Annotated in this window: 24 protein-coding genes; 10 read left to right on the forward strand and 14 right to left on the reverse strand. The window is 62.5% G+C overall.

All coding sequences use genetic code 11. The annotated features are described in order from the left end of the window. The first annotated feature begins 15 nt into the window (after positions 1-15). A complete protein-coding gene (locus AC3IT9_RS25870; protein ID WP_489271328.1) occupies positions 16-1,899 on the forward strand; it encodes a TonB-dependent receptor domain-containing protein in 1,884 nt (627 codons plus the stop codon). Positions 1,900-2,036: 137 nt separating this feature from the next. Here AC3IT9_RS25870 and AC3IT9_RS25875 read toward each other — a convergent pair whose 3' ends face one another. From AC3IT9_RS25875 to nrdR, 11 genes are all read right to left on the reverse strand, one after another. Continuing rightward, on the reverse strand, positions 2,037-2,837 hold the full coding sequence (locus AC3IT9_RS25875) for a cobalamin-binding protein (RefSeq protein ID WP_489271329.1): 801 nt from the start codon (positions 2,835-2,837) through the stop codon (positions 2,037-2,039). Next, a complete protein-coding gene (locus AC3IT9_RS25880; protein WP_150726902.1) occupies positions 2,837-3,256 on the reverse strand; it encodes an MFS transporter in 420 nt (139 codons plus the stop codon). Before AC3IT9_RS25880 ends, AC3IT9_RS25875 begins: the two co-directional genes overlap by 1 nt. Next, positions 3,253-3,870: a GTP cyclohydrolase II gene (ribA, locus tag AC3IT9_RS25885; protein WP_150726901.1), complete on the reverse strand. Its 618-nt coding sequence runs from the start codon at positions 3,868-3,870 to the stop codon at positions 3,253-3,255. The genes AC3IT9_RS25880 and ribA overlap by 4 nt, the downstream gene beginning before the upstream one ends. 288 nt (positions 3,871-4,158) lie before the next feature. Then, the gene (locus AC3IT9_RS25890) at positions 4,159-4,662 is read right to left on the reverse strand and encodes a phosphatidylglycerophosphatase A family protein (protein WP_007970166.1); all 504 of its coding nucleotides are present in this window, start codon (positions 4,660-4,662) and stop codon (positions 4,159-4,161) included. Continuing rightward, positions 4,659-5,624, reverse strand: a complete 966-nt coding sequence (gene thiL / locus AC3IT9_RS25895; RefSeq protein WP_150755393.1) for a thiamine-phosphate kinase — start codon at positions 5,622-5,624, stop codon at positions 4,659-4,661. The genes AC3IT9_RS25890 and thiL overlap by 4 nt, the downstream gene beginning before the upstream one ends. Before the next feature lie 28 nt (positions 5,625-5,652). Continuing rightward, on the reverse strand, positions 5,653-6,153 hold the full coding sequence (nusB, locus tag AC3IT9_RS25900; RefSeq protein WP_150726898.1) for a transcription antitermination factor NusB: 501 nt from the start codon (positions 6,151-6,153) through the stop codon (positions 5,653-5,655). Then, a complete protein-coding gene (gene ribH, locus AC3IT9_RS25905; protein WP_003228649.1) occupies positions 6,150-6,626 on the reverse strand; it encodes a 6,7-dimethyl-8-ribityllumazine synthase in 477 nt (158 codons plus the stop codon). The genes nusB and ribH overlap by 4 nt, the downstream gene beginning before the upstream one ends. A 91-nt stretch (positions 6,627-6,717) precedes the next feature. Next, positions 6,718-7,809, reverse strand: a complete 1,092-nt coding sequence (gene ribBA, locus AC3IT9_RS25910) for a bifunctional 3,4-dihydroxy-2-butanone-4-phosphate synthase/GTP cyclohydrolase II (protein WP_150726897.1) — start codon at positions 7,807-7,809, stop codon at positions 6,718-6,720. 16 nt (positions 7,810-7,825) lie between these two features. After that, entirely contained in the window at positions 7,826-8,491 is a 666-nt protein-coding gene (locus AC3IT9_RS25915) for a riboflavin synthase (RefSeq protein WP_008018158.1), read from the reverse strand. A gap of 47 nt (positions 8,492-8,538) precedes the next feature. Beyond that, the gene (gene ribD / locus AC3IT9_RS25920) at positions 8,539-9,672 is read right to left on the reverse strand and encodes a bifunctional diaminohydroxyphosphoribosylaminopyrimidine deaminase/5-amino-6-(5-phosphoribosylamino)uracil reductase RibD (protein WP_489271330.1); all 1,134 of its coding nucleotides are present in this window, start codon (positions 9,670-9,672) and stop codon (positions 8,539-8,541) included. Continuing rightward, positions 9,669-10,133, reverse strand: coding sequence for a transcriptional regulator NrdR (nrdR, locus tag AC3IT9_RS25925; RefSeq protein WP_003228656.1), 465 nt, complete (start codon positions 10,131-10,133; stop codon positions 9,669-9,671). Before nrdR ends, ribD begins: the two co-directional genes overlap by 4 nt. A gap of 127 nt (positions 10,134-10,260) precedes the next feature. Between nrdR and AC3IT9_RS25930 the strand changes: the two genes are divergently transcribed. Genes AC3IT9_RS25930 through trxA form a run of 3 tightly spaced genes read left to right on the forward strand, consistent with a single transcriptional unit; the run spans position 10,261 to position 12,290 of the window. Then, entirely contained in the window at positions 10,261-10,725 is a 465-nt protein-coding gene (locus tag AC3IT9_RS25930; RefSeq protein ID WP_150755394.1) for a YbaY family lipoprotein, read from the forward strand. Next, positions 10,722-11,378 carry a class I SAM-dependent methyltransferase gene (locus AC3IT9_RS25935; protein WP_150755395.1) on the forward strand — a complete coding sequence of 219 codons (657 nt, stop codon included), beginning with the start codon at positions 10,722-10,724 and terminating at the stop codon, positions 11,376-11,378. The genes AC3IT9_RS25930 and AC3IT9_RS25935 overlap by 4 nt, the downstream gene beginning before the upstream one ends. 39 nt (positions 11,379-11,417) lie before the next feature. Further along, complete coding sequence (gene trxA, locus AC3IT9_RS25940) at positions 11,418-12,290, forward strand: thioredoxin (RefSeq protein WP_150726892.1); 873 nt, start codon at positions 11,418-11,420, stop codon at positions 12,288-12,290. 104 nt (positions 12,291-12,394) lie between these two features. On the opposite strand, the gene AC3IT9_RS25945 is transcribed toward trxA, so the two are convergent. Further along, the gene (locus tag AC3IT9_RS25945) at positions 12,395-12,733 is read right to left on the reverse strand and encodes a hypothetical protein (protein WP_489271331.1); all 339 of its coding nucleotides are present in this window, start codon (positions 12,731-12,733) and stop codon (positions 12,395-12,397) included. Positions 12,734-12,868: 135 nt separating this feature from the next. Between AC3IT9_RS25945 and AC3IT9_RS25950 the strand changes: the two genes are divergently transcribed. From AC3IT9_RS25950 to AC3IT9_RS25970, 5 genes are all read left to right on the forward strand, one after another. Further along, on the forward strand, positions 12,869-13,459 hold the full coding sequence (locus AC3IT9_RS25950) for a DUF2796 domain-containing protein (RefSeq protein WP_150726890.1): 591 nt from the start codon (positions 12,869-12,871) through the stop codon (positions 13,457-13,459). A gap of 135 nt (positions 13,460-13,594) precedes the next feature. Next, positions 13,595-14,305, forward strand: a complete 711-nt coding sequence (locus AC3IT9_RS25955) for an ABC transporter ATP-binding protein (protein ID WP_489271332.1) — start codon at positions 13,595-13,597, stop codon at positions 14,303-14,305. A 1-nt stretch (position 14,306) separates the two neighbouring features. After that, the gene (locus tag AC3IT9_RS25960) at positions 14,307-15,572 is read left to right on the forward strand and encodes an ABC transporter permease (RefSeq protein WP_057713119.1); all 1,266 of its coding nucleotides are present in this window, start codon (positions 14,307-14,309) and stop codon (positions 15,570-15,572) included. Between the two features lie 11 nt (positions 15,573-15,583). Further along, entirely contained in the window at positions 15,584-16,102 is a 519-nt protein-coding gene (locus AC3IT9_RS25965) for a DUF3299 domain-containing protein (RefSeq protein WP_489271333.1), read from the forward strand. Positions 16,103-16,323: 221 nt separating this feature from the next. Then, a complete protein-coding gene (locus AC3IT9_RS25970; protein WP_150726886.1) occupies positions 16,324-17,022 on the forward strand; it encodes an OmpW/AlkL family protein in 699 nt (232 codons plus the stop codon). A gap of 272 nt (positions 17,023-17,294) precedes the next feature. Here AC3IT9_RS25970 and AC3IT9_RS25975 read toward each other — a convergent pair whose 3' ends face one another. Beyond that, positions 17,295-18,224 carry an NAD-dependent epimerase/dehydratase family protein gene (locus AC3IT9_RS25975; protein WP_150726885.1) on the reverse strand — a complete coding sequence of 310 codons (930 nt, stop codon included), beginning with the start codon at positions 18,222-18,224 and terminating at the stop codon, positions 17,295-17,297. Further along, entirely contained in the window at positions 18,217-19,101 is an 885-nt protein-coding gene (locus AC3IT9_RS25980; protein ID WP_489271334.1) for a sugar nucleotide-binding protein, read from the reverse strand. Before AC3IT9_RS25980 ends, AC3IT9_RS25975 begins: the two co-directional genes overlap by 8 nt. Positions 19,102-19,426: 325 nt before the next feature. On the opposite strand from AC3IT9_RS25980, the gene AC3IT9_RS25985 reads away from it, so the two are divergent. Further along, the gene (locus tag AC3IT9_RS25985) at positions 19,427-23,734 is read left to right on the forward strand and encodes a DNA glycosylase AlkZ-like family protein (protein WP_489271335.1); all 4,308 of its coding nucleotides are present in this window, start codon (positions 19,427-19,429) and stop codon (positions 23,732-23,734) included. The last annotated feature ends 120 nt before the right edge of the window (positions 23,735-23,854 follow it).

Genomic DNA, 23,854 nt, shown 5'->3' on the forward strand with positions numbered 1-23,854 from the left:
ACCAACGGACTACCAATGAAGTTCTCCCGCCTCGCCCTGCCCCTGCTTCTGCTGCCCACCGCTAACGCCTATGCCGACACCTTCGAACGCGACCAGGCCCTGAAGTTGCCCGACGTGCTGATCAGCGCCAACCGCCAGGTCGAAGCACGCAACGACAGCAGCGCCGCCAACACCGTATTCACTCGCGCAGACATCGATCGCCTGCAACCCGAAAGCGTCACTGATCTATTGCGTCGGGTGCCGGGTGTGCAAGTCTCGCAGACCGGCGGGCGCGGCAGCCTTCCGGGTGTCTACATCCGCGGCACCCAGTCGGCCCAGAGCCTGGTGCTGGTGGATGGCCAACGCATTGGCAGCTCGACCTCCGGCGACAGTAACCTGCAACACATCAATATCGAGCAGGTCGAGCGCGTGGAAGTGCTGCGCGGCTCCCGCTCGGTGATTTACGGCAGCGATGCGATTGGCGGAGTAATCCAGATCTTCACCCGTCGTGGCGGCGAACAGGGTCTGCAACCTCGATTGCACATGGGTTTTGGCAGCAACCAGACCTGGGAACGCAGCCTCGGTTTGTCCGGTGGCGATGCAAACACCCGCTTCAACCTCGGCGCCAGCCTCGATGAAACCGCCGGGATCAATCGCACCCATGAGTCATACCCCAGCGACGGCGACTATGACGAGTACCGAAACCAGTCGTTCAGCCTGAGCTTGAGCCACGCACTCAGCGATGACATCGAAATCGGCGCCAACGCGTTGGATAACCGCGGCAAAAGCGAGTTCGACAACCCGTTCGGGCGCTTCGACGTGAATACGTTCGAGTCGGTCCAACAGCAGCCCTACAACGAATTCGATGTGAGCAGTGTCAGCAGTTACATCGACGCGCGCATCAATGATCTGTGGAAAACCCGCATCGAGTTCGGCCACAGCGAAAACCGCGAGAAGACCCTGGACAAGCTCAGCGATGAACGCAGCGTGTTCAACACCTACCGCGATTCGGTGAACTGGCAGAACGACCTGACGCTCAACGAGCGCAACAGTTTGCTGCTCGGCGGTGACTGGTATGAAGACCGCATCAACAGCAGCACCGCATTCGAAGAGGACAGTCGCTGGAACCGTGCGGCGTACATCCAGCACCGCTATCGGGCCGACAGTTTCTCCACAGAGCTGGGTTTGCGTCACGACGATAACCAGCAGTTCGGCAGCCAGAACACCTGGAGCGGCACCTTCACCCTGCCGCTGAACCCGGACAACGAAGTGCTGCTGACCTACAGCGAAGGCTTCCGCGCGCCGACCTTCAACGATCTGTACTACCCCGACTTCAGCAACCCGGACCTGAAGCCTGAAACCTCGAAAAGCTATGAGCTGCAATGGCGGAGCCAGTTGACCGAGAGCAGTCGCCTGGAGACGTCGCTGTATCGCACCGACCTTGAAGACGCGATCATCTTCGGCAGCAACTCGCGCCCCGAGAACGTTGCTTCCGCGCGAATCAACGGCTTCGAAGCCGCACTGAAGCAGGAACTGTTTGGCTGGCAGAGCAACCTTGGCATTGCGATCATCGACCCACGCGACCGTGACACGGGCCATACCCTGGCCCGTCGCGCGCGACGCACCTTGAGCTGGGACCTGGACCGACAGTTCGATCGCCTGGGCCTCGGCGCGAGTTGGCAAGCGGTCAGCAGCAGCTATGACGATCTGAACAATCAACAGCCGTTGGGTGGTTATGCATTGTTGGGACTGCGTAGCAGTTGGGAGCTCAATCGTGAAATCAGGCTGGAGCTGAAGGTCGATAACCTGCTGGACAAGGGTTACAGCCGGGCGTTGTACAGCTTCCAAGGTAGCCAGTACGGGTATCGCGAGGAAGGTCAGACGTGGATGCTCGGGGTGACCTGGACACCGGAGATCTGATCCAAAATCAGAGGTGTGTGGACCGACCTCATCGCGAGCAAGCTCGCTCCCACAGGTTTTGCGGTTGAATTACAGTTTTGCGATCAAACCGGATCCCTGTGGGAGCGGGCTTGCCCGCGATTACAGACGCCGCGGTCTCAGCGATCAGGCGCGATCAACTGGCACAGCTTTGCAGTTGCCTCAATCATCTGCCCACTCGGCCGCTCCAGGCCCTTGTCCTTCACCAATCGCAACTGTCCTTGTGCCACGGCCGCCACCTGTGGCCAGGCTTTCCACGCATCGAGCTGCGCCTGTTCGCTGGCCAGAATCACCTCGGGATTGCGCTGCAACACCGCTTCCACGCTGACTTGCGGTGCCGGTAGCTTCAGGTCACCAAATACGTTTTGCGCACCGCAGACCTCCAGTGCATCGCTGATGATCTGCTCACCGCCAACCGTATACAGCGGCCGATCCCAGACCTGATAAAACACCCGTAACGGCTTATCCCGTCGATAGCGTTGGCGCAATTCATCCAGCCGCTGGCGTAAATCGCTGGCCAATGAAGTTCCGCGTTCAGGCCGACCAAGCTGAGCGGCAATGGCCTCGATCTGTGCGGCGAGCTGGTCCAGGCTGTGGGGTTCGGCGACGTAGGTGGGAATATTCAGACGCTTGAGCTGATCACGCTGGGCCGGGCCGACGCTACCGGGCCATAGCAGCAACAGATCGGGCTTCAGGCTGAGCAAGCGCTCCATGTCCAGCTGGCCATAGCGGCCAACGGAGGGCAGGTTCTTGAGTTCGGCAGGTCGTTCACCAGCGTCTAGCACACCGACCAGGAGGTCAGCGGAGCCCAGTTCAACGACGATTTCAGAGAGCGACGGGGCGAGGCTGACAACCCGCTCGACCGCGACTGCCGAGCCACTGACGGCCAGCAGCAACACCGCCAGCCAGATCGCGCGCATCAACCGAGTTGACGCGGAATACGGTAGAGGTAGAACAGCACGGCGGTCGACAGTGCCAGCAGCATCAGCGGCACGGCTTCGAGACCAACGAACACCGCCAGGGCACCGATCCAGGCCGGCAGCCCGGCGGCCAGGAATGCCGTGCGCCGCTTGGTCGCCAGACTGATCCAGGCGCCAGGTTCTTCAGGGGTATCGAGAGCTTTCTGGGTGGCGATCAGTGCGTGTTTGTAGGCACCGAAAAACTTCAGGCTGACAAACATCGAGGCAACGCCGGCGATGAACAACGGCATCGCCAACACCGGCAGAATGGCTTCGCTCTGGCCGAACACCGCGTTGATCACAAACAGCGGCAACAAGGCCAATGCCAGGTATTGCCACCAGTTGACGGACAGTCGCCGCCGCACCTGACCGCGGGTCACGCCCGATCTACCTCGCCCTGATGCTCATTGCCCATCATGTGGTCGAGCTTGCTGGCCTTGGTCGCCAGGTAGAGTCTGTTATGCGGGTTGTGGCCGGTGTGCAGCGGCACGCGCTCGGCGACCACGATACCCATGTCGGTCAAGGCCTTGACCTTGCGCGGGTTGTTGGTCATCAGGCGCAGGGACTTCACGCCCAGATGCTCCAGCATCGGCAGGCACATGGCGTAGTCACGCTGGTCGGCGGCAAAGCCCAGGCGTTCGTTGGCTTCGACGGTATCGGCGCCACCGTCCTGCAGCTCATAGGCACGGATCTTGTTAAGCAGGCCAATGCCACGGCCTTCCTGGCGCAGGTAGAGCAAGACGCCACGACCTTCGCGGGCGATGGCCTGCAAGGCGGCCTCCAGTTGCGAGCCGCAGTCGCAACGCTGGCTGAACAAGGCATCGCCCGTCAGGCATTCGGAGTGCAACCGGCCGAGTACCGGGGCACCGTCGGCGAACTCACCCAGGCTCAGCACAACGTGCTCGCGGCCGGTGGCTTCATCGAGAAAGCCATGCATGGTGAATTGCGCAAAAGGCGTTGGCAGCTTGGAAGCGGCGACAAAAACGACAGGCACCGGTGTGCTCCTGATCTAAAAGTCTGAAGATTCGCAGAGCCGGCATTGTAACAGCAGGTTCCGGAGGACGCTTAGGCTGAATTATCGGCGATAACTATCAAAATGTTTGATATACGCCGCACCACAATCAATGTGGGAGCGGGCTTGCTCGCAAAGGCGTCGTGTCAATCGACATCAATGTTGCATGACACACCGCTTTCGCGAGCAAGCCCGCTCCCACAATGGATGCCTTAAGAACCGTGTCAGTTCGAATCACAGCTCTCGTGATCAACGCCTGGAAATCCCCGGTCAGGCGAAAAACCACACCAGTCCCTGCATCGCCAACCAGGCGAACACCCCGGCCAGGACATCATCGAGCATGATGCCGACGCCGCCATGTACGTGCCGGTCAATCCAGCGAATCGGCCATGGCTTGAGAATGTCGAAGAAGCGGAACATCAGGAAACCCGCCAGCAACCACTGCCAGCCTTCCGGCACCAGCCACAGGGTTATCCACATCCCGACCATTTCGTCCCAGACGATGCCTTCATGGTCGTGTACCCGCAAATCGTCGGCCACTTTGCCGCACAGCCAGAAGCCGAACAGCATGGTGATGCCCAGCATCAGCCAGTAACCCCAGTCGGGCAGCATCTGCCACAACGGGATAAAGGGCAGCGCAACCAACGACCCCCAAGTACCGGGCGCCTTTGGCAAGGTGCCCGAGCCAAAGCCGAACGCCAGGAAATGCCACGGATTGCGCCAGACCGACGGCGGTACGAATTCCGCCGGGACCTGTTTGGGATGATCTGTCACGGTGACTCCCGAAAATGTTGATAACCCCGGGTTTGCGGGGTGATGTCTTTGCCATCGGCGTCCAGCAGCCTCACGCCCTGCCCGGTTACCACCCGCCCAATCACATGGATCGGCCAGCCGTCGGCCAGCAATAGCGGCAACTCGACGGACGGTAAGGTGAAGGCCAGGACGTAATCGTCGCCGCCGCTCAGGGCCGCGACCTGTGCGTCCGAATGACCGAGAAAGTCGACCAGGCTCTGCGACAGCGGCAAACGATCCCGCTCGACTTCGATTCCGACCTTCGAAGCCAGCGCGATATGCCCGCAATCAGCGAGCAGGCCGTCAGAGATATCCATTGCCGAAGTGGCCTTGCCCCGTAGCGCCTGACCCAATCCGAGCTGCGGTTGCGGTGACCAGTAATGCGCCAGCAACGGCTCGGCAATGCTCGCTTCGGCTGTGCGCTGGCCGAGCACCAAGGGCAAGGCGCCGGCGGCATTGCCCAGGTTGCCGCCGACACACAACAGGTCCCCCGGTTGCGCACCGCTGCGGGTCAGCGCCAGACCGGCCGGCACGCGCCCGAACACGGTCATGGTCAGGCTCAGTGGCCCACGGGTCGTGTCACCGCCCACCAGCGCCACGCCACAGCTTTGCGCCATCTGGTTCAAACCACGGGCATAGGCTTGCAGCCAATCGGCGGTCACCGTCGGCAAGGTCAGGGCAAGGGTAAAGGCAATCGGGGTGGCGCCCATGGCAGCCAGGTCGCTGACGGCCACGGCCAGCGAGCGCTGACCGAGCAGAAACGGATCGCAGGGATCGGCGAAGTGCACGCCGGCCACCAACGTATCGGTAGAAATTGCCAACTGCTCCCCGGGAGGAACAGCCAGCAAGGCGCAGTCATCACCGATCCCGAGGGCAACGCCTTCGCCGCCCTGCGCACAAGGCGCGGCGGCGAAGAAATTGCGGATCAGCTCAAACTCGCCCATGGCTTCGTGTCGACATTCCAAGCGCCGATCAGCGCTTGAAAGCCTTCACTTCAGCTTCACGCAGACGCGGGGCCAGCTTATCGAGCACACCGTTGACGAACTTGTGGCCGTCGGTGGAACCGAAGACCTTGGCCAGTTCGATACCCTCGTTGATCACAACGCGGTACGGCACGTCGGCGCGCTTGAGCAGTTCCCAGGTGGACAGGCGCAGAACCGCCAGTTCAACCGGGTCCAGTTCTTCGATGGTCAAGTCCAGGCATGGCGTGAGCGCGGTGTCGATTTCGGTCTTGAACTGCGGAACCCCGTGCAGGATCTCGCGGAAGTAAGCGCCGTCGACATCGGTGAAATCGTTATCGACCCGGAACTGCGCTTCGATTTCGTTCAGCGATTGCTTGGCCATGTGCCATTGGTACAGCGCCTGGGTCGCGAGCTGACGGGCTTCGCGACGCTTGACACTTTTCGATGGCTTGCCGGCATCCGCAGGCTTTGGATCGCGCGGGTTGAAACGATCGCTTTCGTCGCTAATCACTTGGCCTCCAACTGCGCCAGCAGGCTGACCATTTCCAGAGCGGACAGGGCAGCTTCAGCACCTTTGTTACCGGCCTTGGTGCCGGAACGTTCAATGGCTTGCTCGATGGAATCAACGGTCAGCACGCCGAAAGCGACCGGAACGCCGAACTCCATGGACACCTGGGCCAGGCCCTTGGTGCACTCGCCCGCCACGTATTCGAAGTGCGGAGTGCCGCCACGAATGACCGCGCCCAGGGCGATGATTGCCGCGAATTCGCCTTTCTGGGCGACTTTCTGCGCAACCAGCGGGATTTCGAAGGCGCCAGGTGCGCGGATGATGGTGATGTCGCTTTCGCTCACGCCGTGGCGAACCAGGGCATCAACTGCACCGCTGACCAGACTTTCAACGACGAAGCTGTTGAAACGGCCCACTACCAGAGCGTAGCGGCCTTTAGGGGCGATGAAGGTACCTTCGATGGTCTTCAGGGTCATTCGATAGATCTCTTAAAGAGCCGGGACGCGTCTCGTACGCGCCCCTCGGTGATATTTGAACCGCGAATTCAAGGCCGGAAACAACCGGTCATTATTCGGAGGGCACGTATTCTACAACTTCCAGATCGAAACCGGATATCGCATTAAATTTCATGGGTGCCGACATCAGGCGCATTTTGCGTACACCCAGGTCACGCAGGATCTGCGAACCGGCACCGACGGTGCTGTAGGTGGTCGGTTTTTTCACCACGGCGTGATCGGCGGTTTCGCGGATGTGCGCGAGCAACACGTCGCCATCGAGCGGGTGACCGAGCAACAGCACCACGCCGCTGCCGGCCTCGGCAACCGTGGCCATGGCGGCGCGCAGGCTCCAGCGGCCTGGTTGCTTGACCATCAGCAGGTCACGCAGCGGGTCCATGTTGTGCACCCGAACCAGGGTCGGTTCTTCGGCGCAGACATTGCCCAGGGTCAGTGCCATGTGCACGTCGCCTTCCACCGAATCACGATAGGTCACCAGGTTGAATTGGCCCAGTTCGCTGTCCAGTGGCTGCTCGGCAATCCGCTGAACGGTACGTTCGTGGATCATCCGGTAGTGAATCAGGTCGGCGATGGTGCCGATCTTGATGTCGTGTTCGGCGGCAAAAGCTTCCAGCTCGGCCCGACGGGACATGGTGCCGTCGTCGTTCATCACTTCGCAGATCACGCCGCTCGGCTCGAAACCGGCCATGCGCGCCAGGTCGCACGCCGCTTCGGTGTGGCCGGCGCGGGCCAGGGTACCGCCGGCCTGGGCCATCAGCGGGAAGATGTGACCGGGGCTGACGATGTCTTCAGCCTTGGCATCACGGGCGGCGGCAGCCTGCACGGTGCGCGCACGGTCGGCGGCGGAAATGCCGGTGGTCACGCCGGTGGCCGCTTCGATCGATACAGTGAACTTGGTGCCGAAACCGGAACCGTTGCGCGGTGCCATCAACGGCAGCTTGAGCAGTTCGCAGCGCTCGCGGCTCATCGGCATGCAGATCAGGCCACGGGCGTGCTTGGCCATGAAGTTGATGTGCTCGGGCTTGCAGCACTCGGCGGCCATGATCAGGTCGCCTTCGTTCTCGCGGTCTTCGTCATCCATGAGGATGACCATCTTGCCTTGGCGGATGTCTTCAACCAGTTCTTCGATGCTATTGAGCGCCACAAGGCACCCCCTTGAGTCAGGATTTGAGGTAGCCGTTGGCGGCCAGAAAGCTTTCGGTAATGGTGCTGCCGGCAGTCGGCTCGGCGGCCTTGTCGCCCAAAAGCAGACGCTCCAGGTAACGGGCCAGCAAGTCCACTTCCAGGTTCACCCGGCGGCCTGGCTGGTACGACGCCATGATGGTTTCGCTCAGGGTGTGGGGAATGATGGTCAGCAGGAACTCGGCGCCATCGACCGCGTTCACGGTGAGGCTGGTGCCGTCGACGGTGATCGAGCCTTTATGGGCGATGTACTTGGCCAGGTCCTTCGGCGCGCGGATACGGAATTCCACGGCCCGCGCGTTCTCGGTACGGGCAACCACTTCGCCCACGCCGTCGACGTGACCGCTGACCAGATGCCCGCCGAGGCGAGTGGTCGGGGTCAGGGCTTTTTCCAGATTGACCGGGCTGCCACTTTTCAGGTCGTTCATGGCGGTGCAGTCGAGGGTTTCGCGACTGACGTCCGCCGCAAAGCCATTGCCCGGCAATTCCACGGCAGTCAGGCACACGCCGTTGACCGCGATGCTGTCGCCCAGTTTGACGTCGCTCAGGTCGAGCTTGCCGGTTTCGACGTGAACCCGTACATCACCGCCCTTTGGGGTCAATGCACGAATACTGCCGATGGATTCGATGATGCCGGTAAACATGAGGTTCTCCTCGAGAACAAAGCCAGCGCTGTAGCGTTGACCGGAAATTATACGCTCGCGGTTGACGTAGGAATGGCAATGACTCGCCAGTCATCGCCCACTGCGCGAATTTCGATGATTTTAAGCTCGGGCGCATCCTTCATTTGCGCGAGCGGCCAGTCCAGCAGCGGCCGCGCCGAGGAACCCAAAAACTTGCCGGCAATGAAAATCTGGAACTCGTCCACCAGACCGAGTTGGGCAAAGGCACCTGCCAGGCGCGGGCCGGCCTCGACCAGCACCTCGTTGACACCACGGGCTGCGAGTTCAACCAATAGCTGGCGCAGATCGACCTGACCATCATAGCCGGGCACGATCAGGCATTCCGGGCCGTTGGCGTATTGCTCTTCCACCGCCACGCAGGTAGCGACCAGCGCCGGGCCGGCCTTGAAGAACGGTGCATCCAGCGGCACCCGCAGGCGCCCGTCGACCAACACCCGCAGCGGTGGTCGGCTCATGGCCAGTGCCGTTTGTTCAGCATCCAGACCCAGCTCATCGGCGCGCACGGTCAACCGCGCGTTGTCCACCAGCACGGTATCGGCACCGGTCAGTACCACACTGGCTTGCGCGCGCAGACGCTGAACAGCCGAGCGCGCCGCCGGGCCGGTGATCCACTGGCTTTCGCCGCTTTCCATCGCCGTGCGCCCGTCCAGGCTCATGGCCAACTTGACCCGCACGAACGGCAAACCGTGCTCCATGCGTTTCAGAAAGCCCTGATTGAGCTTGCGCGCCTCGCCTTCCAGCACGCCGCTTTCGGTGGCGATGCCGGCTTGGGCCAAGCGTTGCAGACCGCGACCGGCGACTTCCGGGTTCGGGTCCTGCATCGCCGCGACAACGCGGGCCACACCGGCATTCACCAGTGCATCGGCGCAAGGCGGTGTGCGGCCGTGGTGGCTGCAAGGTTCAAGCGTCACGTAAGCGGTGGCGCCACGAGCCTGCTCGCCGGCCGCGCGCAGGGCGTGGACTTCAGCGTGGGGCTCGCCGGCGCGCTCGTGCCAGCCTTCACCGACAATCTGCCCGCCCTGCACAATCACGCAACCGACCCGCGGATTGGGGTGTGTCGTGTAATGCCCCTTGCGCGCCAGTTCCAGGGCACGGGCCACGAAGTGGGCATCGAGGATGGCTTGTTCTGCGGGAGTGGTCATTCTTTCACCGGTTCACGGGCCAGGCGATCGATCTCTTCGCGGAACTCGTTGAGGTCCTGGAAGCGGCGATATACCGAAGCGAAGCGGATGTAGGCGACTTCGTCGAGCTTCTGCAGCTCGGCCATCACCAGTTCGCCGACCACGAGGGATTTGACCTCGCGTTCGCCGGTGGCGCGCAGTTTGTGTTTGATATGCACCAGCGACGACTCGAGGCGCTCAACACTCACCGGGCGCTTTTCCAGCGCGCGCTGCATGCCGGCGCGGAGTTTTTCTTCGTCGAACGGCTGGCGACTGCCGTCGGTTTTGATCAGGCGCGGCAACACCAGTTCAGCCGTCTCGAACGTCGTGAAGCGCTCGCCGCAGGCCAGGCATTCACGCCGGCGGCGCACCTGTTCGCCCTCGGCGACCAGACGCGAGTCGATGACCTTGGTGTCGTTGGCACCGCAGAAGGGACAGTGCATGGTGGCAGGCAACAAAAAAAGGGAGGGCCATGGTAGCGCATCCCGGTGGCAAGACAAGCCATAGGGTTTGCGGTATACAGACGGGATGATCACTTGATCCATGGAATTCAGCTTTATGGAGCCACCAATGTCGTTACGTCCGCTCATTTTGCTCAGTGTTTTCAGCCTGCTGGTGGCTTGCGGCAGCGATGCACCCAAGCCCCAGCCGCCAACGCCTGGCCCGGCGCCACAGCAAGCGCAGAAGAAGGCCCGGGAGGCCGCCGAGCTCGGTCCTCTGCCCGCCTATCAGCGTGAACTGAGCGGCACCTTGCAAGGCGTACCGGCCGGCGCTGAAGTCGAACTGGCATTGCTGGTGATCGACGATAAGGACCGCCCGCAACAATTGCTCGCCAGTTCCAGCCTGATCGGCAACAACCAGGTGCTGGCGTTTCACCTGCGTTTCAATCCGGAAGCCTTCCCGGTCGGGTCCCGTGTTGAACTGCGAGGCCGCGCCAGTCAGTCCGGGCAGTTGATCCTGCACTTGCCATCGCAGCTGATTACCCAGCCGACCACCCAGGCCCTGGGCCAACTGCAATTCGTCAAAGCCCCATGAGTGCACCGCTCGACCTGCAAAAGGCGTTGGGTGAACTGCTCGGTGATGCGCAATTGGTCGCCTGTGAGTTACCAGGGACCGACCTGAAGTTGTGGCTGATCGACGGCGACAACATGGACCGCGCCTTCAGCCCGGAGGAAACCCGGCGCATCCTGCATGAGCCGCCGTACTGGAGTTTCTGCTGGGCCAGCGGCCTGGCCGTGGCCCGTTATCTGGCCGAAAACCCGCATTGGGTCGAAGGCAAGCGAGTGTTGGATTTCGGCGCCGGTTCCGGGGTGGCGGGGATTGCCGCTGCCAAGGCCGGCGCACTCGAAGTGCTGGCCTGCGACCTCGACCCGTTGGCGATTGCCGCGTGTCGGGCCAATGCCGAGCTCAATGACGTAGAGCTCAACTACTCGACGGATTTTTTCGCCGAGGCCGATCGCTTCGATTTGATCCTGGTGGCGGATGTGCTTTACGACCGGGCCAACCTGCCGCTGCTCGACCAGTTCCTCAGCCGCGGCCGAGAGGCGCTGGTGGCGGATTCCCGAGTGCGGGATTTTCGCCACCCGTTGTACCGGCGCATAGAGATGCTGGAGGCGATGACCCTGCCGGATCTGGCCGAGCCCCACGAGTTTCGGCATGTGAGCCTCTACCACGCCGCCCGCGCCTGACCGTATAGTTGCCCCATTCACGCTTTTACGAGATTGCCCATGAGTCAGGAAACGCCGTACATCTTCGACGCCACGACTGCCGATTTCGACCAGTCGGTGATCGAGAACTCTTTCCACAAGCCGGTGCTGGTGGATTTCTGGGCCGAATGGTGCGCGCCCTGCAAAGTGCTGATGCCGATGTTGCAGAGCATTGCCGAGAGCTATCAGGGTGAGTTGCTGCTGGCCAAGGTCAACTGCGACCTCGAACAAGACATCGTCGCCCGCTTCGGCATCCGCAGCCTGCCGACCGTGGTGCTGTTCAAGGACGGCCAGCCTGTCGACGGCTTTGCCGGTGCCCAGCCCGAATCCGCCGTGCGCACCCTGCTCGAACCCCATGTGCAGATGCCGCCACCGGCCGCCGCCGATCCGTTCGAACAGGCCCAGGCGCTGTTCGACGACAGCCGGTTTGCCGATGCCGAAGCGCTGCTCAAAGTGATCCTGGGTGAAGACAACACCAACGCCAAGGCGCTGATCCTGTACGCCCGCTGCCTGACCGAGCGCGGTGAACTGGGTGAAGCGCAAGCCGTGCTGGATGCGGTCAAGAGCGACGAACACAAGGCCGCGCTGGCCGGCGCCAAGGCACAGATCAAGTTTCTCGGTTTGGCCAAGGACCTGCCGGATGCCGCCGACCTGAAGGCCCGGCTGGCGAAAGACCCGCTGGACGATGAGGCGGTCTATCAACTGGCGATCCAGCAACTGGCCCGCCAGCAGTACGATGCCGCGCTGGATGCCTTGCTGAAGTTGTTCATCCGCAACCGCAGCTACAGCGAAGGCTTGCCGCACAAGACCCTGCTGCAGGTGTTCGAGTTGCTGGGCAATGACCACCCGCTGGTCAGCACGTACCGCCGCAAGTTGTTTGCAGCACTGTACTAATCACGCCCTTGTAGGAGCGAGCTTGCTCGCGATGGACGCCAACGATAACGATGGCTAGCTGTGTAACCGCGGCGCTTTGGCATCTCTCGCGAGCAAGCTCGCTCCTACAACCAGCTATAGAGCGGTGTATCCCCGCCGCTCACTACCTTCACGTCTGAACTGTGGCGCAGGCGCACCAACAGGCGCTTGCCCGCCGCCGCACTGCCGGTCAGGCCTTCCAATTGATCGAGCAGATCCGGCCCGCTCAACTGCCCGGCCTTGCGCAGCAAATCCCTGGCGATCTGCCACAGCGCATCATCCTGATTCAGCGGTTTTGCCGCTGGCGCGCTGACCGGGGATTTTTCCACCTGCAACTGCGCCCCTAGTCGCGCCCAGTCCGCGTCGTCCATCTCCAGGGTCAAATCCACCGGCCAGTCGCCGATGCTTCCGCGAATTCGCAACATAGGTCTGCTCCCGCACATTTCGTCCCTGCATGCTCCCATGGGACTTGTGCAACGCCAAGCAGGCAGTCAAACTCTGCGCACTTACGTTATAAGATTACATAACAATTTCTTCATTTTACTTTCCGGAGACTCGTCATGCGTCGTCTGCTTCTCGCTCTGCCGTTTGCCATGTTGCCGCTGGCTGTCGCCCATGCCGCCGACGAACACGATCATGAGCATGGCAGCCTGGCCGCCCACGAACATGGCGTGGGACGCCTGAACGCTGCGCTGGACGGCAAGACCCTGGAGCTGGAGCTGGAAAGCCCGGCCATGAACCTGGTGGGTTTCGAGCACGTCGCCACCAGCGACGCAGACAAAGCCAAAGTCGCCGCCGCCCGCGCGCAACTCGAGCAACCACTGGCCCTGTTCAACCTGCCAAAGGCCGCTGGTTGCGTGGTGGAAAACCAGGAACTGGAAAGCCCGCTGTTCGGCGACAAGCCCGATGCTGACGATGATCACGACGAAGACGCCAAGGACGAGGACGGCCACGAACATCACCATGACCACAGCGAAATCCACGCTCGCTATCAGTTCACCTGCGCCACGCCGGCGGCACTGAAGTCGCTGGACCTGGCGACTCTATTCAATAGCTTCCCGGCGACCCGGACAATTCAGGTACAACTGATCGGCCCGAGCGGGCAGCAAGGGGTTGAAGTGACGGCCAAGGCTGCCAACCTGAAATTCTGAATTCACTGAAGATCCCTTGTAGGAGCGAGCCTGCTCGCGAAGGCGTCGTATCAGTCTGCATCAATGTCTCTGACACACCGCATTCGCGAGCAGGCTCGCTCCCACAGGTTAATCAACACCCATGAAATCGGCTAAATGACCCAAGCACTCATCGAACTGTCCGACCTGGGCTTCAGCTGGCCCGGTCACCCGCCGCTGCTGGACATCCCGGCGTTTCGCCTGGAACGCGGCGAAACCCTGTTCCTCAAAGGCCCCAGCGGCAGCGGCAAGACCACCCTGCTCGGTCTGCTCGGCGGCGTGCAGAAGCCTGATCGCGGCACCATCCGCCTGCTCGGCCAGGAACTGACGCAACTCTCGGCCGGCGCCCGCGACCACTTTCGCGTCGATCACACCGGCTACATTTTCCAGCAGTTCAATCTGCTGCCGTTTCTATCGGTGCGTGAAAACGTCGAACTGCCCTGCCACTTCTCCAGACTGCGCGCCGAACGGGCGAAACAACGCCACGGCAGCGTCGACAAAGCGGCGGCGACGCTGCTCGCCCACCTGGGTTTGAAGGATGAAAACATCCTCGCTCGTCGCGCCGATTCGTTGTCCATCGGCCAGCAGCAACGGGTCGCCGCCGCACGCGCGCTGATCGGTCAACCGGAACTGGTGATCGCCGACGAGCCGACCTCCGCCCTCGATTACGACGCCCGCGAGAACTTCATTCGCCTGCTGTTCGCCGAGTGCCGCGAAGCCGGGTCGAGCCTGTTGTTCGTCAGCCACGACCAGAGCCTGGCGCCGCTGTTCGACCACAACCTGTCGCTGGCCGAACTCAATCGCGCCGCCACCCCGTCCGAGGTCTGAGATGTATCTGTTTCGTCTAGCCATGGCCAGCCTGGCTAACCGCCGCTTCACCGCGATCCTCACGGCGTTCGCCATTGCCCTGTCGGTGTGCCTGTTGCTGGCAGTGGAGCGCGTGCGCACCGAAGCCAAGGCCAGCTTCGCCAGCACCATCAGCGGCACCGACCTGATCGTCGGCGCCCGCTCCGGCTCGGTGAACCTGTTGCTGTACTCGGTGTTCCGCATCGGCAATGCCACCAACAACATCCGCTGGGACAGCTTCGAACACTTCGCCAGCAACCCGAAAGTGAAGTGGGCGATCCCGATGTCCCTCGGCGATTCCCATCGCGGCTACCGGGTGATGGGCACCACCGAAGCCTACTTCGAGCATTACCAGTACGGTCGCCAGCAACACCTGCAACTGAGCGATGGCCGCGCCTTCGCTACCGACCCGTTCGAAGTGGTGCTCGGTGCCGAAGTGGCCGATGCACTGCACTACAAACTCGGCGACAAACTGGTGCTGGCCCACGGCGTGGCAGCGATCAGCCTGGTCAAGCACGACGACAAACCGTTCACCGTGGTCGGCATTCTCAAGCGTACCGGCACGCCGGTGGACCGCACGCTGCACATCAGCCTCGGTGGCATGGAAGCGATTCACATCGACTGGCATAACGGCGTGCCGGCCCGGGGCGAGGGGCGCATCACGGCCGATCAGGCGCGCAACATGGACCTCACGCCGCAGGCGATCACCGCGTTCATGCTCGGTCTCAACAACAAGATTTCGACCTTTGCCCTACAACGGGAAATCAACGAATTCCGCGGTGAGCCGATGCTGGCGATCTTGCCGGGCGTGGCGTTGCAAGAGCTGTGGAGCCTGATGGGCACCGCGGAAAAAGCCTTGTTCGTGGTCTCGCTGTTTGTGGTGCTGACCGGGTTGATCGGCATGCTCACGGCCATTCTCACCAGCCTCAATGAACGCCGCCGGGAAATGGCGATCCTGCGCTCGGTGGGCGCACGCCCCTGGCACATCGCGACGCTGTTGGTGCTCGAGGCCTTTGCCCTGGCGCTGTCGGGCGTGATCGCTGGCGTGGCGTTGCTGTATGTGTGCATCGCGGCGGCCCAGGGTTATGTGCAAGCCAACTACGGTCTGTTCCTGCCGCTGTCCTGGCCGAGCGAGTATGAATGGACGCTGCTCGGTGGCATCCTGATCGCCGCGCTGCTGATGGGCAGCGTGCCGGCCTGGCGCGCCTATCGCCAATCCCTGGCCGATGGCCTGTCGATCCGTTTATGAGGACGTTGAAAATGCCCCGCGCTGTACTTGCGCTGTTGATGCTGGTTGCCCTGCCCCTGTGGGCGGCCCAGCCAAAGGACCTGACCTGGTCGGAGATGATCCCGCCGAACGCGCCGAAAGAGGTGCCGAACATGACGCCGCTGCACGATCTGTCGCAGATGAGCAGCACGCTCTCGGCAGAGTCGGCGCCAGCAGCCAGGCAGGACATGCCCAACGCACCGGTGGTCAAGACCCTCGACGGCCAGAACATTCGCCTGCCGGGCTACATCGTGCCGCTGGAAGTGAGCGAGGAAGGCCGCACCACGGAGTTTCTGCTGGTGCCGTACTTCGGCGCCTGCATCCATGTGCCGCCACCACCGTCGAACCAGATCGTGCACGTCAAGAGCGAAGTTGGTGTGAAGCTCGACGAGTTGTATCAGCCTTACTGGATCGAAGGCGCGTTGCAGGTCAAGGCGTCCACCAGCGAGTTGGCGGATGCCGGGTATCTGATGGAGGCGGACAAGATTTATCTGTATGAATTGCCGGAGTGAGTCCGGTAGTCATGTGTTGTTTGATAGTCAGTCATCGCGAGCAGGCTCGCTCCCACAGGTGATCGCTTACCCTTGTGGGAGCGAGCCTGCTCGCGATGAGGTCATCAAAATCACCACAAAATCCAACCCCTTCCCACTTTCATTGAGCTGCATCAAAAGACCGAATAGTTAGCCGGCTTACCATTGGACATCGAACACTTTTAACGTCCTCTGGAGCCCCCATGAACAAGTCCATGCTCAGCGCTTCGCTGGTTGCCCTCGCGCTCGCAGCCCCGCTCGCCCACGCCTTTGAGGCCGGCGACATTCTCATTCGTGCCGGCGCAATCACCGTCAACCCGGAAGCCGACAGCTCCAGCGTCAAGGTCGATCAAGGCCCGCTCGCAGGTGCCGACCTAGGTGGCAAAGCGACCATGAGCAGCGACACGCAACTGGGCTTGAACTTCGCCTACATGCTCACCAACCACCTGGGTATCGAGCTGCTGGCGGCCACGCCGTTCGAGCATGACGTGAAACTCAAAGGCACGGCCCTGAGCGCGGCCAACGGCAAACTCGGCACCCTCAAGCACCTGCCGCCGACCTTGAGCCTGGTGTACTACCCGCTGGATCCGAAGTCGGCCTTCCAGCCGTACGTCGGCGGCGGCATCAACTACACCTATATCTACGACGAACACGTTGGCAGCCAAGCGCAGTCCGCCGGTTTCAGCAACTTCAAGGCGGAAAACTCCTGGGGCCTGGCGTGGCAGGTCGGTGCTGACTACATGCTGACTGACAACATCTTGATCAACGCCCAGGTGCGCTACATCGACATCGATACCCGCGCCACTGTCGAGAACAACTCGATTGCTCCAGGTACCCGGGCACGTGTGGACGTCGATGTAGACCCGTTCATCTACATGGTGGGTCTGGGTTACAAGTTCTAAGCGACATCGCTGGAAGAATGTTCACGTGGTGGTGAACCTGGCTGTTGTGGCGAGGGAGCTTGCTCCCGCCGGGTTGCGAAGCAGCCCCAGACCAGGCAGAAGCGGTGACTCAGAAAAACCGCATTGACTGGATTGACGACTGCTACGCAGTCGAGCGGGACGATGCGGCGATCCGACAAGCTCCCTCGCCACAGGAATTGCACAAGTTGTAAGTAAATTCCGGCCACAAAAAAGGCGCCCTTCATGGGCGCCTTTTTTGTAGCCGCAGAACCTCAGCGCCCCAGCAACCGCGCCAGCCCCTCGCGCATCGGGGTTTGCTCAGTGGTACTGAAGCGTTCCAACAAACGCCGGTTGTTCGCCCGGGAATGACGAATGTCACCGGAGCGCGCCGGGCCGTAGCTCACCGGTGGCAACTTGCCGACCACGGCTTCGAGCGCTTCGAGCATTTGCTTGAGGGTCGTCGCCTGGTTCCAGCCAACGTTGACCGCACCGACTTCGACCTGGGGCATTTCGATGGCCTGCACCAGCAAGTCAACCAGGTCTTCGACGTAGACAAAATCCCGGGTCTGCTCGCCATCGCCGAACACCGTGATCGGCAAGCCCTTGAGTGCGCGCTCGCTGAAAATGCTGATCACCCCAGAGTACGGCGAGGACGGATCCTGGCGTGGGCCGAAGATGTTGAAGAAGCGGAAAATCACCGGCTCCAGCGCATGCTGGCGGCGGTAGAAGTCGAAGTAATGCTCGCTGGCCAGTTTGTCCACCGCGTAAGGCGTCAATGGCGCCTTGGGCGTGTCTTCGTCGATCGACTCACCTTCGCCATTATTGCCATACACCGCCGCACTGGAGGCAAACAGCACGCGTTTGACCCCGGCCTGGCGCATGGCTTCGCAGACGTTCAGCGTGCCGATGAAGTTGCTCTGGTGCGTGCGCACCGGATCGTCCACCGAGGCCTGCACCGAAGCCACGGCCGCGAGGTGCGCCACGGCGCTGCACCCGGCCATCGCCTGAGCGACCAAAGCCGCATCGGCCACGTCGCCTACGATCAGTTCGACCCTGGGATTGTCCAGCGGCAGATTGCTGCGCTTGCCGGTGGACAGATCATCGAGAATCCGCACCGCATGGCCTTTGGCAAGCAGGGCGTCAGTCAGGTGTGAACCAATGAAACCGGCACCACCGGTGATCAAAACGGGGCCGTCAGCCATGGCGATAGAACCTGTCCAGTAGGCCGGGAAGCGCCGCACGCCAGGCGCGCGGTTTGATCCCGAAGGTGTGCAGAATTTTTTTGCAGGCCAGTACCGCGTGTTGCGGTTCGTCGGCAGCATCCGGACGCGCGGCGTGGGCCTGGGCGGTCGGGGCTTCGATGGCCAGCGGATGCAGGCTGCGGGCTTCGGTCAGAATCGCCTGCCCCAGCGCCAGCGGCGTGGTCGCCTCATGCCCGGCGTAGTGGTAGGTGCCCCACAGCGGCGCGGCGCAATCGAGTTGCTTGAGCACTGAAATGATCACACGGGCGGCATCGTCGACCGGCGTCGGATTGCCGCGTCGGTCGTCGGCCATCAGCAGTTCTTCGGGTTGTTCGGCACGGGCGAGGAAGCGTCCAAGGGCGCCATCCGGGCTGTCGTCCAGCAGCCAGCCGAAACGCAGCAGCACGTGTTGCGGGCAGGTGGCGCGCACGCTTTGCTCGATCCGCCACAAGGCCTGACCCCGCAGGCCCAGGGGCACCGGTTCGTCTTTTTCGCTGTAGGCGGTGGCGCGGGAGCCGTCGAACACGCGATAGCTGGAAGGTTGCAGCAGGACTATGTTGTGGTGCTGGCACAGTTCCGCCAGACGCTCGATCGCGCGCTCCTGGCCGGCCAGGCGCGATTCGCTCACTGCCTCTGCCTGAAACCAGTCGAAGTAGTAGGCAAGGTTGATCAATGCATCGGGACGGGTGTCGTCGAGCAGTTGAGTCAGGCTCGCGGCATCCCAGCCGTTTTCGGGCGGGCGGGGGGCGAGGAAACCGATGTCTTCCTCCGCACCGAGGCGAATCAGCGCCTGCCCAAGGGCATTTCCGCCGCCCAGTAACATAAGGCGCATTCGCATAGAGTCAGCAGGCCCAGTCTGATTGAAACAATGGCGTTATCGACACCGCGCCCAGGCGATGTCGTTGGTAATTGCCGGAATCGTTGCATTTTGCGGGTTTAGTGCGCAACCGTCACCCGTAAAGTGTAGATGTCCTGGATTTGCGGTGCTGCCACTGGCCTCTTCGCGGGCAAGCCCGCTCCCACAGGGAATTTCTGTGAATATGTAATTTGTGAACGACACGGACACTGTGGGAGCGGGCTTGCCCGCGAAGGGGCCCTGTCAGCCAATAGAGATCCTTGAGTGGTACTTGCATCTTCGGCCCCCCACCCGCATAAATTGCTGCATGAACCTGCCCATCCCCGCAGACAGTGCCCTGAGCGGCTTTCACCCTGCCGTCAGCGCCTGGTTCAGTCACACGTTCCCGTCGGTCACCGCCGCCCAGGCCCGGGCGTGGCCGTTGATCCGCCAGCGCCGCTCGACTTTGGTCGCCGCGCCCACCGGTTCCGGCAAGACCCTCACCGCCTTTCTCGCCGTCATCGACGACCTGGTGCACCGTGGCCTGGAAAACCCCGAAGGCTTGCCCGACGCCACCCTGGTGGTCTACGTCTCGCCCCTCAAGGCGCTGTCCAACGACATCCAGATCAACCTGCAAAACCCGCTGGCCGGCATTACCGAGCAATTGCGCGTGATGGGGCTGCCCGAACTGCAGATCAGCACCGCCGTGCGCACCGGCGATACACCGCAAAAAGTCCGTTCGGCGATGCGCAAAACGGCGCCGCACATTCTGGTGACCACGCCGGAATCCCTGTATGTGCTGCTCGGCTCCGACTCTGGCCGGCAGATGCTCGGCACCGCACAAACGGTGATCGTCGACGAAATCCACGCCATGGCCGCCAGCAAGCGCGGCAGTCACCTGGCCCTGAGCCTTGAACGCCTACAGGCATTGTGTGCACAACCACTGCTGCGCATCGGTCTGTCTGCCACGCAAAAACCCATCGAGGCAGTCTCACGTTTTCTGGTGGGCCGCGATCGCCCGTGCGAGATCGTCGACATCGGCCACGCCCGTCCCCGCGACCTGGACATCGAAGTGCCGCCCGTGCCGCTATCGGCCGTGATGGCCAACGATGTCTGGGAACTGGTGTACGACCGTCTCGCCGCCCTCGCCCGGGAACACCGGACCACGCTGATTTTCGTCAACACCCGGCGCCTGGCCGAACGCCTGAGCCGGCACCTGAGCGAGCGCCTGGGCAAGGATGCCGTGGCGGCCCATCACGGCAGCCTGGCCAAGGAATTTCGCCTCGATGCCGAGCAGCGTCTCAAGCGCGGCGACCTGCAAGTGCTGATCGCCACGGCGTCGCTGGAACTGGGGATCGACATCGGCGACGTCGACCTGGTGTGCCAGATCGCCTCGCCGCGTTCGATTGCCGGGTTTCTGCAACGGGTCGGCCGTTCCGGGCACCAGGTCGGCGGCACGCCCAAGGGCCGTTTGTTCGCCACCACCCGCGACGACCTGATCGAATGCGCCGCGCTGCTCGACTGCGTGCGCCGGGGCGAACTCGATACCTTGTTGATACCGCAAGCGCCGCTGGACGTGCTGGCGCAGCAGATCATCGCCGAGGTCAGTTGTCAGGAGTGGCCGGAGCAAGCGCTGCTGGAAATGCTGCGCCGCGCCTCGCCCTACGCCGCACTCGACGACAAACACTATCAGGCGCTGCTGCACATGCTCGCAGAGGGTTACAACGGGCGTCAGGGTATCCGCAGCGCCTACCTGCATCGCGACGCCGTGAGCCGCACCCTGCGCGGCCGCCGGGGTGCGAAACTGACGGCGGTGACCAGTGGCGGGACCATTCCGGACAACGCCGACTACAGCGTGCTGCTGGAGCCTCAAGGGCTGAACATCGGCACCATCAACGAAGACTTCGCCGTGGAAAGCATTGCCGGGGATATCTTCCAGTTGGGCAACACGTCCTATCGGATCCTGCGGGTGGAAACCGGCAAGGTCCGGGTCGAGGATGCCCAGGGCCAACCGCCGACCATTCCGTTCTGGCTCGGTGAAGCACCGGGGCGCAGCGCCGAATTGTCCTCGGCGGTGGCGCGCTTGCAGGCACAACTCGACGACCTGCTGGGGGCTGCGCCAGGCAACTTGCAGCCAGCGCTCGACTGGCTGACCGGAACCCTGGGCCTGAACCTCGCCAGCGCCGAACAATTGGTGGACTACCTGGCCCGTGCGCGACAAACGCTGGGCGCCCTGCCATCCCAAGACACGCTGCTGATGGAACGTTTTTTCGACGAGTCCGGCGGCACGCAACTGGTCATTCACACGCCGTTTGGCAGCCGTATCAACCGCGCCTGGGGCCTGGCCCTGCGCAAGCGTTTCTGTCGCACCTTCAACTTCGAATTGCAGGCCGCCGCCAGCGAAGACGCCATCGTGCTGTCGCTGTCCACCAGCCACAGTTTTGAACTGGACGACGTCTGGCGCTACCTGCACAGCAACAGTGCCGAACACATCCTGATCCAGGCCGTGCTCGACGCGCCGCTGTTCGGCGTGCGCTGGCGCTGGAATGCCGGCGTGGCCCTGGCGTTGCCGCGCTACAGCGGCGGGCGTAAAGTCCCGCCGCAGATCCAGCGGATGAAAAGCGAAGACCTGATCGCCAGTGTGTTTCCCGATCAGATCGCCTGCGTGGAAAACCTCGCCGGCGAACGGGAGATTCCCGACCATCCGCTGGTAGAGCAGACCCTCGACGATTGCCTGCACGACGCCATGGACAGCCAAGGCTGGCTGGACTTGTTGCGGCGCATGGAGCGCGGCGACATTCGCCTGATCAGCCGCGACTTGCCGGCGCCCTCGCCGCTGGCGGCGGAGATTCTCAGCGGCCGCCCCTACACCTTTCTCGACGATGCGCCGCTGGAGGAACGTAGAACCCAGGCAGTGCTCAATCGGCGCTGGAGCGACCCGCAATCCACCGACGATCTCGGTGCCCTGGACGCCGAAGCGATTGCCGCCGTGCGCGAAGAAGCCTGGCCAGCGCCCTCCGCTGTCGATGAAATGCACGAGGCCTTGATGAGCCTGGCGTGTATCACCGATGCCGAGGCCGGCGCCAATCCGCAGTGGCTCGACTGGCTCACAACCTTGGCCGACAGCGGACACGCGAGCCGTTTGCAGATCAACGCCAGACAATCATTGTGGCTGGCGCTGGAGCGCTTGACCTGCCTGCGGGCGATTTATCCACAGGCCGAATTGACGCCATCGCTGCAAGCGCTGCCGGACTTCGACGAGGTCTGGGAAGCCGACGACGCCATCCTCGAACTGATCCGCGCGCGGCTCAGCGCCTTCGGTCCGCTGGCGCTCGATCGCATTGCCGAACCGCTCGGCTTGCCCGCTGCACAGGTCAACCAGGCCCTGGCCCAACTGGAACGCGAAGGCTACGTGTTGCGCGGTCGCTTCACTCCGGGCACCGCCCAGGAAGAATGGTGCGAGCGGCATTTGCTGGCGCGGATTCACCGCTATACGGTCAAGCGCCTGCGCCGGGAAATCGAACCGGTGGCGTTGCAGGATTTCATGCGATTCCTGTTCGACTGGCAGCATGTGTCGAGCGCAAGTCAGGGTCAGGGCGCGGCGGTTTTGCCGGCCGTTATTGCGCAATTCGAAGGCTACCCCGCCGCCGCTTCAGCCTGGGACAGCGACATCCTGCCGGGACGGATCAAGGACTACTCGGCGACCTGGCTGGATGAGTTGTGTCGCAGTGGCAGACTGGTGTGGACGCGCCTGACTGCGCACAACAAAAGCGCCAGCACCGCGCTGCGCAGTACGCCGATTGTGTTACTGCCGCGCAACCGGGTCGGCCTCTGGAGCGGCTTGACCGAACAGACGCCGGTCAGCGAACTGTCGCCGAAAACGCAAAAGGTCCACGCCGCCCTCAGCCAGCATGGCGCGCTGTTTTTCGACGAGCTGATCCATGAGGCCCACCTGCTGCGTTCGGAGCTGGAAATCGCCCTGCAGGAACTGGTGGGCGCAGGGCTGGTGAATGCCGACAGCTTCGCCGGATTGCGCGCACTGATCACCCCGGCCAGCAAGCGCCAGCCGCGCAACAGTCGGCGTGGACGCGGGGCATTCATCGGTGGCATGGACGACGCCGGGCGCTGGGCCCTATTGCGACGCGCGCCTGCCGCGCCGGTGGAGCAAAACCAGCGGATGCCTGCCGAAACCCTTGAACACATCGCCATGACCTTGCTGCGCCGCTACGGTGTGGTGTTCTGGCGCCTGCTGGAACGTGAGGCGGACTGGTTACCGAGCTGGCGTGAACTGCTGCGCACTTTCCATCGCCTGGAGGCACGCGGCGAGATTCGCGGCGGGCGGTTTGTCAGCGGACTGGCGGGCGAGCAATTCGCCCTGCCCGAGGCGATCCCCTTGTTGCGGGAGGTGCGGCGTCGGCCCCATGACGGCAGCCTGGTCGCAGTGTGCGGGGTCGATCCGCTGAACCTCGCTGGCACGCTATTGCCCGGTGCGAAAGTCCCGGCACTGGCGAGCAATCGGCTGGTGTATCGCGATGGTTTGCCGGTGGCTGCCGAGATTGCTGGCAAGCAGCAGTTCTGGTTGGAGCTGAATGAACAGGCGATGGCTGAAGTGCGCAGTAAGCTTATCCGGCATTAATGTCGTCTGGACCGGCCCCATCGCGAGCAAGCTCGCTCCCACAGGGGATTTTCTGTGAATACAAATTTTGGGCACAAAAGAGATCACTGTGGGAGCGAGCTTGCTCGCGATGGGGCCAGC

The sequence above is a fragment of the Pseudomonas sp. KH_046_1 genome (assembly GCF_057839025.1).

What these genes read in the sequence shown, in the direction of transcription:
- AC3IT9_RS25870 (WP_489271328.1), top strand. Translation starts at nt 16, where the DNA reads ATGAAGTTCTCCCGCCTCGCCCTGCCCCTGCTTCTGCTGCCCACCGCT.
- AC3IT9_RS25875 (WP_489271329.1), bottom strand. Translation starts at nt 2,837, where the DNA reads ATGCGCGCGATCTGGCTGGCGGTGTTGCTGCTGGCCGTCAGTGGCTCG.
- thiL (WP_150755393.1), bottom strand. Translation starts at nt 5,624, where the DNA reads ATGGGCGAGTTTGAGCTGATCCGCAATTTCTTCGCCGCCGCGCCTTGT.
- ribH (WP_003228649.1), bottom strand. Translation starts at nt 6,626, where the DNA reads ATGACCCTGAAGACCATCGAAGGTACCTTCATCGCCCCTAAAGGCCGC.
- AC3IT9_RS25915 (WP_008018158.1), bottom strand. Translation starts at nt 8,491, where the DNA reads ATGTTTACCGGCATCATCGAATCCATCGGCAGTATTCGTGCATTGACC.
- ribD (WP_489271330.1), bottom strand. Translation starts at nt 9,672, where the DNA reads ATGACCACTCCCGCAGAACAAGCCATCCTCGATGCCCACTTCGTGGCC.
- nrdR (WP_003228656.1), bottom strand. Translation starts at nt 10,133, where the DNA reads ATGCACTGTCCCTTCTGCGGTGCCAACGACACCAAGGTCATCGACTCG.
- AC3IT9_RS25930 (WP_150755394.1), top strand. Translation starts at nt 10,261, where the DNA reads ATGTCGTTACGTCCGCTCATTTTGCTCAGTGTTTTCAGCCTGCTGGTG.
- AC3IT9_RS25935 (WP_150755395.1), top strand. Translation starts at nt 10,722, where the DNA reads ATGAGTGCACCGCTCGACCTGCAAAAGGCGTTGGGTGAACTGCTCGGT.
- trxA (WP_150726892.1), top strand. Translation starts at nt 11,418, where the DNA reads ATGAGTCAGGAAACGCCGTACATCTTCGACGCCACGACTGCCGATTTC.
- AC3IT9_RS25945 (WP_489271331.1), bottom strand. Translation starts at nt 12,733, where the DNA reads ATGTTGCGAATTCGCGGAAGCATCGGCGACTGGCCGGTGGATTTGACC.
- AC3IT9_RS25950 (WP_150726890.1), top strand. Translation starts at nt 12,869, where the DNA reads ATGCGTCGTCTGCTTCTCGCTCTGCCGTTTGCCATGTTGCCGCTGGCT.
- AC3IT9_RS25955 (WP_489271332.1), top strand. Translation starts at nt 13,595, where the DNA reads ATGACCCAAGCACTCATCGAACTGTCCGACCTGGGCTTCAGCTGGCCC.
- AC3IT9_RS25960 (WP_057713119.1), top strand. Translation starts at nt 14,307, where the DNA reads ATGTATCTGTTTCGTCTAGCCATGGCCAGCCTGGCTAACCGCCGCTTC.
- AC3IT9_RS25965 (WP_489271333.1), top strand. Translation starts at nt 15,584, where the DNA reads ATGCCCCGCGCTGTACTTGCGCTGTTGATGCTGGTTGCCCTGCCCCTG.
- AC3IT9_RS25970 (WP_150726886.1), top strand. Translation starts at nt 16,324, where the DNA reads ATGAACAAGTCCATGCTCAGCGCTTCGCTGGTTGCCCTCGCGCTCGCA.
- AC3IT9_RS25975 (WP_150726885.1), bottom strand. Translation starts at nt 18,224, where the DNA reads ATGGCTGACGGCCCCGTTTTGATCACCGGTGGTGCCGGTTTCATTGGT.
- AC3IT9_RS25980 (WP_489271334.1), bottom strand. Translation starts at nt 19,101, where the DNA reads ATGCGAATGCGCCTTATGTTACTGGGCGGCGGAAATGCCCTTGGGCAG.
- AC3IT9_RS25985 (WP_489271335.1), top strand. Translation starts at nt 19,427, where the DNA reads ATGAACCTGCCCATCCCCGCAGACAGTGCCCTGAGCGGCTTTCACCCT.